Genomic DNA, 9,552 nt, shown 5'->3' with positions numbered 1-9,552 from the left:
CACTTTCGGGACATCCAACGTCGCGAAAGTGGCTTTCGCGACACGCCCCCACACCACGCCACGTTTGCCTTACGGATCAATAGAACCGTCTTTACCACTCACGACCCCCGTGCGGAACTGTGCATATGAGCATCAATCGAATATTTCGCCGCCAAGCAGCGTCCCATGTGGACACTCGGTGCACGGGCGGCCCGCTCACGGGTGGCTGGGAATCGTTGCGGGGCTGAAGGGGACTTTCCCCGCATGTGATGCGGGAAAAGCGCCCTTCACCGCGTGAGACGAGGGGAAAGTCCCCTTCAGCCCACCCCGGCAGCCGTCGCCGGTGTATTCGTCACCTTGACCGGCAGCGGAGCGCCGTATTCGACCCGCACCCCACGCTGTCGCGCCGCCTCGACGATTCCGGGAATGGCGCGCTCGGCCAGCGCGGCGATCGTCAAGGCCGGGTTCACGGTGAGCGCGCCGGGAACCGCGGAGCCGTCGGTGACGAAGATCCCGGGGTGGTCGCGCAGTTCGTGCCGGTCGTCGAGGGCCGAGGTCTCCGGGTCGTCGCCGATCCGGCAGGACGCGAGAGGGTGCACCGTGTAGGCGCCGACCACGTCATTGGTCCACGGCATGACCTTGGCCAGCCCGTCGCGCTCCAGGATCGACTTGACCTCGGCGTCGGCCATCGCCCAGCCGCGCAGGGTGTTCGGCGTCGGGTCGTAACGCAGCGACCCGCGGCCCAGCATCTGCTGGGATATCCGGTAGGCGTTGCCGGTCGGCGGCGGCGGGCCGAAAACGCCCTCGTTGTCGTCCTCGGTCATCAGGAAGATGGTCAGCCAGGAGCGCCACTTGCTGAGCATTTCCTTCTTGCCGAGGCCGAACCAGGCCGGGCCGGTGGCGTCGGGTGCCTGGGCCAGGATCGTGCCGAGCCCCGGTGGGAAGTACAACTGTTCAAGGGAGAAGCGGGTGTACTCCGGCCGCGAGCCGTCGAGCTTGTCCCAGTTCGCCACCACCGGGCCCTTGCCGATCTGGTTCGCGGCGTAGGCGGCCCCGTCCTCGCGGGACAGACCGAGCAATTCGCTGACACGGTCTTCGTTGATGACCGCGGTGTTGAGTCGCTCGCCGTTTCCGGAGAAGTACCGGCCGACCGCCCGGGGCATCGGCCCGAGCGCGGGTTCGGAGCGTTGGAGGATGACGGGCGTGGCCGCGGCGCCCGCCGCGAGAACGACGATCTTGGCGTCGATGGTGCCGCCGGGTTCCTGGATCCGGTAGTCCACCTCGTCGACGAGGGTGTAGTGGATCCGGTAGTCGCCGTCGTCGTTCCTGGTGATCCGCTGGACCTCGTGGAGCGGGCGGATGTCGGCGCCGTGGCTGACCGCGCCGGGGATGTAGTTGAACAGCAGCGACTGTTTGGCGTCGAAGCGGCAGCCTGCCATCATCCAGTTGCAATTGGTGCACTTCGCGGCGTCGATCCCGACCGGAACGGGGTTCGCGGTCCGGCCGGAGTGATCGCACGCCGCGGCCCACAGCCCGCCGGCGTAGGTGACCTCACTCCAGTCCTGCTTGCGAACCGGCACCACCTCCGACACCCGGTCGTACCACGGGTCCAGCGTGTCGCGGCTGATGGCCGCGGGCCACATGCGGCGCCCGATACCGCCGTGACGGTCGAAGACGAATCGCGGCGCCCTCGGCAGCGCGGCGAAATACACCACACTGCCCCCGCCGACACAGTTTCCGCCGAGCACGCTCATACCGTCGCCTGCCACGAAATCGAAGACCCGGGTGTAAGACTTGCCGAGCAGATAATCGTGGTCGAAATCCTCACCGGAAAGCCATGGCCCGCGTTCGAGAACGACGACGTCCGCCCCGCCCGCGGCCAGATGGTAGGCGGCGATGGCGCCACCGAACCCGCTGCCGACGACGACGACATCGGTCTTCTCGGTCGCGCTCATGCCAAGCTCCCTGATTCGGTGGTGTCCGGATGCGACTTCGCCAGCACCCGGCCGTACGAGTAGTTCGGGAATCTCCACAAGCCGTCGGTGTCCGGTTTGGCGAAACCCATCGAGAGCAGGCCGGGGTGTCCTTGCTCGAGCGCGTCGGTGATGCTCATATGCGCGGCGCTGTCGTAGGCCATGTTGCTGAACAGGGCGAGCAGGACCCACCCGTCCTTCTCCGGATGACCCGGTTTGGTGAGTCGCTCCACCAGAGCGGTCCGTTCGGGGAACCCCAAGGCCACGAAGGGCGGAACGGACTCGTCCAGCGTGAGGCCGAGCTCATGCGCATAGGCCGTCGCGTGCCCGTTGAGCGCCGCCGAAAGCGGGCCCAGGCCTTCGGAAACACCCGTGGCGTCCCACTCGAGCAGTTCGATGGCACCGGCGGCGACCGCGCCGCCCCCTTCCGACACACCCGCGATCGCGCGGTCGTCCGGTGATCGTTTCTCTCCCGGAATGATGGTGTCCGCGAACGCTTCGAGCGTCATTGTCTGAAGCTGATAGTCATCCATTTTCCGATACCCTCGTCATCTGACCGGAGTTCTGCGGGGGATTCACGACTCGTGTGCCGGGTGGACGGTCATCGGCAGGCCACCGCGAACACGCAGCGACAACATCGGTTCCGCGACGGCTTCATATCCCGGTCGCTTCTTCAGGCGCAGCTCGCGGCTGATCATCGCGATCACGAACACCGCTTCCATCATGCCGAGATTGCTGCCGACACAGAACCGAGGACCGGCCCCGAAGGGGATGTAGGCATACCGCGGACGGTTGCCGCTGTTCTCCGTGGCGAAACGTTCCGGCGCGAAGCGCTCGGGGTCGTCCCAGAACTCCGGATGCCGGTGCAGCGTGTAGGGGCAGACCACGACATCGGCGCCGGCCGGGACCGGGTAGCCGCCGACGTCGTCGACCTGCTGGGCCTGCCTGGTGAGGATCCACACCGGCGGATACAGCCGCATGACCTCCTCGACCACCATGGTCGTGTAGGTCAGCCGGTGCAGGTCCTCGTAGGTCGGTGACCGGTCGCCGAGCACCTCCACCGCCTCGGTGCGCAGCCGCTCGAACACCTCCGGATGCCGGTCCACCAGGTGAAAGGTCCAGCCCAGCGTGCTCGCGGTCGTCTCGTGGCCCGCGAGCAGCAGAGTGACCAGCTCGTCCCGCATCCGCCGCCTGGCGACCTCCGGCCGCGGCTCCTCCCGGGTCGAGCCGATCAGCCGGGTCAGCACGTCGTCGCCGTCGACGCGCGGGTCGGCCTTGCGCTCGGCCACCAGTGCCTCGACGATCCGATCGAGATCCCTGCGCGCCTTCCTGAACCGCAGCTGCTTCGGCAGCGGGATCCACGTCGGCACCATGCTCAGCGAGACCATCTCGAACATGGCCTGGTCCTGCACCGCCTCGAACGAATGCCCGATCGAGTCGAACGTACCCAGATCGGCGTCGAGCAGTGAGCGCCCGAGCACGCCGAGAGTGAGCCCCGTCATCTCCTCGACGACATCGACGGGGCCACTGCCCACACGCGCCCTGAGCCTGCCGACGAGTTTGCCGGCCTCGTCGGCGACGACCCCCGCCTGCGCGGCGATGCGCTTGTGCTGGAACACCGGCTGGATTGTTTTCCGCTGCTTGCGCCACAGCTCGCCCTCGCTGGTCAGCAATCCGTCGCCGAGCGCGCGTTTCGCCTGGACCAGGCCGATTCCCTTGTGGTAATTGCCACTGTTGTCGGCCAGCACGTGCTTCGCGTATTCCGGATGGTTGAAGAAATAGAGCGTCTTCGGCCCGATGGCTATCCTGGACGCGTCCCCATAGGTGTCGGCCGCCGATTTCATCAGGGCAAGCCGGTCACCGACGAGTTTCCTGAGCAGACCGAACGTCTGGGTACGCGGCGGGCCGGACAGCGACCGGGTCCGCTGTGGCGCGACGGTCATGTCCGCACTACCTTCTTGTCCTCGCCCGCCCCGTCCAGGGTCGCCGGCGGCGCGGGGGTCAGCGAGGCGACCACCTTGCCGTCACCATTGGTCTCCGGTGCGACGGCCTCGGCCCGTTGCTTCGCCTCGAACTCCTCGCGGGCCTTGTTCGAGAAGTGCAGGCCCCACAGGAACAGGCCTCGGATGAGGCAGACGATCGCCGTCGCGAGGAAGATGCCGTAAGCGATGTGCGCGACCATCAGGAAGCCGTAGATGATCGCCACGCCGGAACCGAACGCGATCTGTGAAGCCGGTTTCGACGGACTCGTTCCGGGGTCGGTCACCATGTAGTTGGTGAACAGGATGAACGCGACCCCGGTCATCATCCCCAGCGCGGCGGGTATGGACGTGTCGAAGAAGACGCCACGGACGACCGCCTGCAGCGCGAAGGTGATCAGCCACGCGCCGATCAGCCACATCCGGCCGGTGAGCTTCCCGTTGAGCATGGTGCCACCGAGGATGATGATCGCGGGCACCAGCCAGTCCACGAATCCCGAGACATTCTCGGTGAAATGGTACGGCGGCGCGATGTTCACCCAGGGGAAGATCAGCAGCAGCACCGTGATGCCGAAATTCGATGGGTTCATGTAGTGCCTCAGCCTGCCCCGCACCGGGGCGCGGAGGATCCACTTCGTGCCGACCGCGACCACCACACCGAAGATCAGCACCCAGATCCGGTCGTTGACGTAGATCAGCATGTTCATGGCGAGGCTGGTGATGTGCGCCGGGTAGAGGAACTCCACCATCCCGCGAACGCCCCGGCCGGCGTAGCGCGGTGCCCGATGGTCGACTCGGGCGGCGAGCGCCTCCAGGCCGATCTCCACGGTATAACCGGTCAACAGCGCGACGAACGGCCAGATCCACGGCTGTTCGAAGCCCAGCAGCGCGTAGCCGATGATGTTGAACACCGAGATCGACATCGCGAAGTTGCGCAGTGCGATGGTGACCTTGGGATCATGCCGCGGAGGCGCCGCGGTGCTTGTTGCGTTGTCAGCCATGCCGATCACTTCTCCTTGGCCTGGGCGCCCAGCCGCAGGGTGTGCCGGCCGGGGGTCAACTTCAGGTCCTGCTCGTGGATCTGCCCGCTCCGGTCGCGCCACTTCAGGTGCACCTGGACCGGGCCGTCGACGTTGTCGCCGAGGCCGACGTGCACCTCGTTGCTGCGCTTGCCGGAGTGGCCACCGCCGCCGTCGACGCGGCTGACGAGCTTGCGCCCGTCCGCGGTCGTCACCGTCACCTGTGTGCCGACGGCCGGCGTGCCGGGAGCCTGCCGGGCTCCGGCCGCGGATTCGGTGTCGTGGAACAGGCTCAGCCCGAGGTAGGCGCCCGTGTCCTTGGCGACGTTGTGGTAGAAGACCGGCTGGTCCCACTGCCGGGCCACGGCGAAGTCGAGTTTGCCGTCACCGTCGGAGTCACCGGTCGCGATGCCCCGGGTGGGCACCGGCACGTCGAGCCTCAGCGCCGCGGAGACGTCACCGTATGTTCCGTCGGCGCTGCGGGCGTAGAAGGCGAGACGCTGGCTACCCGCGATGTCGTCGCCGTGGTTGACATTCGGCCACGCCTTGGGGTTGGACAGGATCCCGTCGTTGGCCGTGGCCAGCTCCTGCAGCTGCGGCCACCGGTTCACCTGGCCCTTGACGAACCCGGTCGCCTGGGCGATCTCCAGGACGCCGTCATTGTCGAAGTCGCCCGTCTTGACGTCCCAGCCCCACCCGGACCACGCGGTGCGCGACGGCCCGCTGGCGTCGGCGAACGGCGGAGTGCCCTCGGCGAGCTTGGCCTTCACCTCGGCCTGGTCCTTGGCCGTGTTCATGAACTGGAAGTTGCTCTCCTCGATCCCCCACGAGGTGGTGATGTTGCTGACGAACATGTCGTACAGACCGTCACCGTCGAGATCGCCGAAGTCGATACCCATGCCCTTGAACGAGTCGATGCCGACCTGCTTGGACTTGGGGACGACCGGCGAGCGCACGTCCTTCACCAGGGAGAACTTCAGCTTGCCCGGAGTGGACTGGTTGTACAGGAGGTTGTCCGGCCCGAAGTCGTTGGCGAGGTAGAGCTCCGGAAGGCCGTCGCCATCGAGGTCGTTGGCCGCCGCGCCCAGCTCCCACCCCTTCGACACGTCGACCGGCAGCGCGTCGTCGACCCGCTGATAACTCACCGCCGGGCTCGCGCCCGCCGTCGCGCCGGTCCAGCGGAAGAAATAGTCCTCGCCGCCGTTGTGGGCCGCCGACATGGAGTCGTTCATCTCGACACCGCCGGACACCCGGTCGTCGAGTACCGGCCCGTGCGGGAAATAGTTCGTGATCAGGATGTCGCCGTGCCCGTCGCCGTCGAAGTCGTCGAAGGCGACCGCGTTGGTGTTCCACTGCGGCCCGGTGTACTCGCCGCCGCCGTTGCCCGCGACGAGTTCGGTCGGTGTGAACGCGGCGGAGGTGAGCGCGATCGCGTCCGGCTTGGCCAGGAACACGATCGGGGTGCGTCCCCAGTAGTAGACCAGCAGGTCGGTCCGGCCGTCTTCGTTGAAATCGCCCGGCAGACAACCCATCGGCGCGATGTGGTCGTTCATCGGCAGCGGGCTCGTCGACAGTGCGAACGGCGCGTAACGTTCCGACTTCGCCCCCGGTGTCGGGGTGACGACCACCTGGTCGATTCGGGGATCGGTGACGCAGAGATCGTTGGCGAGGCGATCACCGTCGACATCGTTCATCGCGATGGCGGCGCCCACCGAAGAGATCCACGCGTCGATGTGCCGGTAATCCTTGTTGACCTTGCGGATCTCCTTTTGCGGAAAACCGCTCGGCATCGCGATGGAAATCGGAGTGAACTCGAATTTTCCGGCGAGGTTCGCCGTCTCCGCGGCGGAGGTCGCAGGCTTTTCGGCGACCACGAACATGGCCGCCATCAATACCAGCGCGACCACACCTGGTAGCTGCTTGCGCAACCAGCCGGCTACTGACTTCACTGACTGACACCTCCTAGAGAGACGAATTCTCCGGCGATACGCTTACGCCACACCTCGAAGGCGGGTGACTCGCCGTCGACGACTTTGTCAGGGCGGAGGTCCTGGGTGATCTGCGCGGCTTTCTCGGCGGAGAAACCACACAGGACCCGAGTGGCCATTTCGGTGTGCGGGACAAGCAATCCGGCTCGGATTCGCGCTTCCGCCCCGAACGCGCTGCCCTGTGCGACCTGGGGACGGAATGAGCCCGCCCGGTCCGCGAAGACGCGCAATTCTTGTTCATCGGCCCCGCCGGCATAAGTCGCGGCGAGCCCGGCCCCGCTGTACAGATCCGCCCTGCGCGATACGGGGAACTTGTCGATCATCGACGCGACACGTTCGGCATCGGTACCGCCGACGAACCACATCGCGCGGCCTATCCCCTGGTCGATGGCGTTGGCGGCATAGGCCGCCGGGCCCTGCGCGGGCCACGGGAAGCCCGGCTCCCGGTACTGCTCGTGCACATAGCGCGCGGTGTGGAAATAGGCCTGATGGAACCCGTACCCATCCAGCACGAGCCAGCGCAGCAGCGGGTCGGTGGTCGCGCTCTTCGGCCAGCGGAACCTCGGCAGCCGCGCCATCGCCCAGCCGATTCCGACGTAGATCATGTAGATATGCGGCGCGCCCGGCCCGGCCAGGAATTTCGCGGTGAGCCCGCTCGGGCCGAACGGCAACCTGTCCCGGACGGTGAATCCCATGGCGGCACCCTCGTAGGCGAACCCGCGGAATCGTGTCGGTACGGTTTCCAGGTTCTCCGCGGCCTCCTCGACGGTGCGCGCCTCGGCGGCATACCCGTACCCGGCGAGGAACGTTTTACCGACGTTCTCCAGCATTTCCTGAGCGGCCGGGTTCTTTTTGTGAAATCCACGAACGTCCAGCGACGTCGCCGAAACATTCGGTGTCAAGACACGGCGTCGTATCGCGCGCCAACCTGTCCCCACTGTGATCCGCCTCCGTATGTCCCTCGCCCGGCGATTCATCCCAATGAGAGCTTCACAGGTCAGCGGTGGTGCGGCCACTCTGAATGTGCTCTGGTGCACCCGCGGCGCGATTAAGGCGGCGTACAGGGGGGTCGTGAGTGATAAGGGTCGTTAGAACGACCCTTATCACTCACGACCCCCTGTACCGACGCGGCGGGTGCCTATTCGGCTTATCCGATCATTTCATACGGTGTCGAGCGAGTCGAAATGCGCGCGGATCTTCCGCCGCCACAGCTCGTAAGGCGGTTCGGCGGGGCTTCCCCCGTCGTGTACGGCCGTGCCGTCGGCCAACCGCACCGCCGCGTCGACGGACAGGTCGCCGAGCACGCGGACGGCCCGCCCGCTGTGGTCCGGCACGAACCCCGCGTGGACCCTCGCCTTGGCCGCGAACACCATGCCCAGCGCGAGGTCCGGCCGGTAGTGCCCGGCCTCCCGGCGGAGGACCGCCAACCCTTCCGGCGGGCACCCGCCGGCGAACGTCGCCGCGAGCCCCACTCCGCTCCACAGGTCCGCCCTGCGCGCCTCGCCGAAGCGTCCCACCGCCTCGGCGACGGCCTCGGGCACGGCACCGTGGATGAACCACAGTGCCCGCCCGATCCCCTGGTCGATCGCTCGGGGGAAGTACTCCGGGCAGCCCTGCCACGGGTACGGCTTCGGGCTCCGCTGCTCATTCACCCATCGCCGGGTGTCGAAGTAGGCGCGGTCGAAGCCGTAACCGTCGACCGCGAGCCAGCTCATCGTCGGGTGATAGGGCGACGAGCTCAGCGCCGGGACGACCTTGCCCCACAACGCCCTCGGCAGCCGGGCCATGGCGAAGCCGATCCCGATGTAGGCCAGGAAGATATGCGGCGCGCCCGGGCCTTCGAGCAGATCGCGTGCCCGCGTGCCGCGGCCGCCGCGCATGGCGTCCAGCACGGTACAGGCCATGGTCGCGCCCTCGTAGGCGAAGCCGAGCTGCTCGGGCAGGACGAGTTCGAGCCTGCGCTCCAGCTCCCACTGATCCCGGGCGTCGATCCCCCACTCGAACCCGCAGAGCACCGCCTGCGGGATCGCCTCGAGGGTGACGGCCGCGGGCGCCGCCGCCCCCGGGAAACCACGCCTGGCGAAGGTCACGTCACGCAGCTGTGGGGTCAGGACGTACCTGCGGACCGATCCGAGTGCGGTGGGCATGCGCTGCTCCTCAGCCCCACGGGGCGACGGGGTACCAGGGGGTGATTTCGCGCCGCGCCGGCAGGCGGACATACCAGTACAGAACGGTGAACACGCCTGCCACGATCAGCGACTGGATACCGCGCGACGACAATACGCCCGGCGCGTTCAGCCATCGTCTACTCGGGACGTATCCCGTGACGATGGCCGACGACGCGGGCGATTGACCTGACTCCGCGGATTTCACGCTTTGCCGCACCATCTGCGTCTCCTCAACCGAGAGCTTGTGCTTCGGACAACATAAACGACATTCGAGCCGCGAAGCACCGGCGAAGGCCATGACCGCACATCCCGACAAGATGTTCGTGATCGTGCTCGATACGCGAGGACGCCGACCGGCGCCGGCGCGAGCGCCCCCCACGACCACCGGGGTGCACCGCGAGACACCTGCGTAATCGCCTGGTCAGCCCGCCTGAGCCCGCCGATTC

At 67.0% G+C, this 9,552-nt stretch carries 8 protein-coding genes; all 8 read right to left on the bottom strand.

Translation table 11 applies throughout. The features are described 5' to 3' along the window. Positions 1 to 296: 296 nt before the first annotated feature. Complete coding sequence (locus H074_RS16875; RefSeq protein ID WP_007031247.1) at positions 297 to 1,934, bottom strand: FAD-dependent oxidoreductase; 1,638 nt, start codon at positions 1,932 to 1,934, stop codon at positions 297 to 299. Beyond that, complete coding sequence (locus H074_RS16870; protein ID WP_039922661.1) at positions 1,931 to 2,485, bottom strand: DUF5987 family protein; 555 nt, start codon at positions 2,483 to 2,485, stop codon at positions 1,931 to 1,933. Before H074_RS16870 ends, H074_RS16875 begins: the two co-directional genes overlap by 4 nt. Before the next feature lie 42 nt (positions 2,486 to 2,527). After that, positions 2,528 to 3,895, bottom strand: a complete 1,368-nt coding sequence (locus H074_RS39970) for a cytochrome P450 (protein ID WP_007031245.1) — start codon at positions 3,893 to 3,895, stop codon at positions 2,528 to 2,530. After that, positions 3,892 to 4,932 (bottom strand): enediyne biosynthesis protein, encoded by a 1,041-nt coding sequence (locus tag H074_RS39965; RefSeq protein WP_039922668.1) that lies wholly within the window; start codon positions 4,930 to 4,932, stop codon positions 3,892 to 3,894. The genes H074_RS39970 and H074_RS39965 overlap by 4 nt, the downstream gene beginning before the upstream one ends. 5 nt (positions 4,933 to 4,937) lie before the next feature. Beyond that, positions 4,938 to 6,899 (bottom strand): CRTAC1 family protein, encoded by a 1,962-nt coding sequence (locus tag H074_RS16855; RefSeq protein WP_039922659.1) that lies wholly within the window; start codon positions 6,897 to 6,899, stop codon positions 4,938 to 4,940. Beyond that, positions 6,896 to 7,915 (bottom strand): DUF1702 family protein, encoded by a 1,020-nt coding sequence (locus H074_RS16850; protein WP_083920428.1) that lies wholly within the window; start codon positions 7,913 to 7,915, stop codon positions 6,896 to 6,898. Before H074_RS16850 ends, H074_RS16855 begins: the two co-directional genes overlap by 4 nt. Positions 7,916 to 8,098: 183 nt before the next feature. Continuing rightward, positions 8,099 to 9,085, bottom strand: coding sequence for a DUF1702 family protein (locus H074_RS16845; protein ID WP_007031241.1), 987 nt, complete (start codon positions 9,083 to 9,085; stop codon positions 8,099 to 8,101). A 10-nt stretch (positions 9,086 to 9,095) separates the two neighbouring features. Next, complete coding sequence (locus H074_RS41020) at positions 9,096 to 9,404, bottom strand: hypothetical protein (protein ID WP_152521436.1); 309 nt, start codon at positions 9,402 to 9,404, stop codon at positions 9,096 to 9,098. Between the last annotated feature and the right edge of the window lie 148 nt (positions 9,405 to 9,552).

Origin of the sequence: Amycolatopsis decaplanina DSM 44594 (assembly GCF_000342005.1) — a bacterium.
Lineage (GTDB): Bacteria > Actinomycetota > Actinomycetes > Mycobacteriales > Pseudonocardiaceae > Amycolatopsis > Amycolatopsis decaplanina.
The sequence above is the reverse complement of the archived record's forward strand: the minus strand, read 5'-3'. Positions and strand labels throughout refer to the sequence as shown.

What these genes read in the sequence shown, in the direction of transcription:
- H074_RS16875 (WP_007031247.1), bottom strand. Translation starts at nt 1,934, where the DNA reads ATGAGCGCGACCGAGAAGACCGATGTCGTCGTCGTCGGCAGCGGGTTC.
- H074_RS16870 (WP_039922661.1), bottom strand. Translation starts at nt 2,485, where the DNA reads ATGGATGACTATCAGCTTCAGACAATGACGCTCGAAGCGTTCGCGGAC.
- H074_RS39970 (WP_007031245.1), bottom strand. Translation starts at nt 3,895, where the DNA reads ATGACCGTCGCGCCACAGCGGACCCGGTCGCTGTCCGGCCCGCCGCGT.
- H074_RS39965 (WP_039922668.1), bottom strand. Translation starts at nt 4,932, where the DNA reads ATGGCTGACAACGCAACAAGCACCGCGGCGCCTCCGCGGCATGATCCC.
- H074_RS16850 (WP_083920428.1), bottom strand. Translation starts at nt 7,915, where the DNA reads ATGAATCGCCGGGCGAGGGACATACGGAGGCGGATCACAGTGGGGACA.
- H074_RS16845 (WP_007031241.1), bottom strand. Translation starts at nt 9,085, where the DNA reads ATGCCCACCGCACTCGGATCGGTCCGCAGGTACGTCCTGACCCCACAG.
- H074_RS41020 (WP_152521436.1), bottom strand. Translation starts at nt 9,404, where the DNA reads ATGGCCTTCGCCGGTGCTTCGCGGCTCGAATGTCGTTTATGTTGTCCG.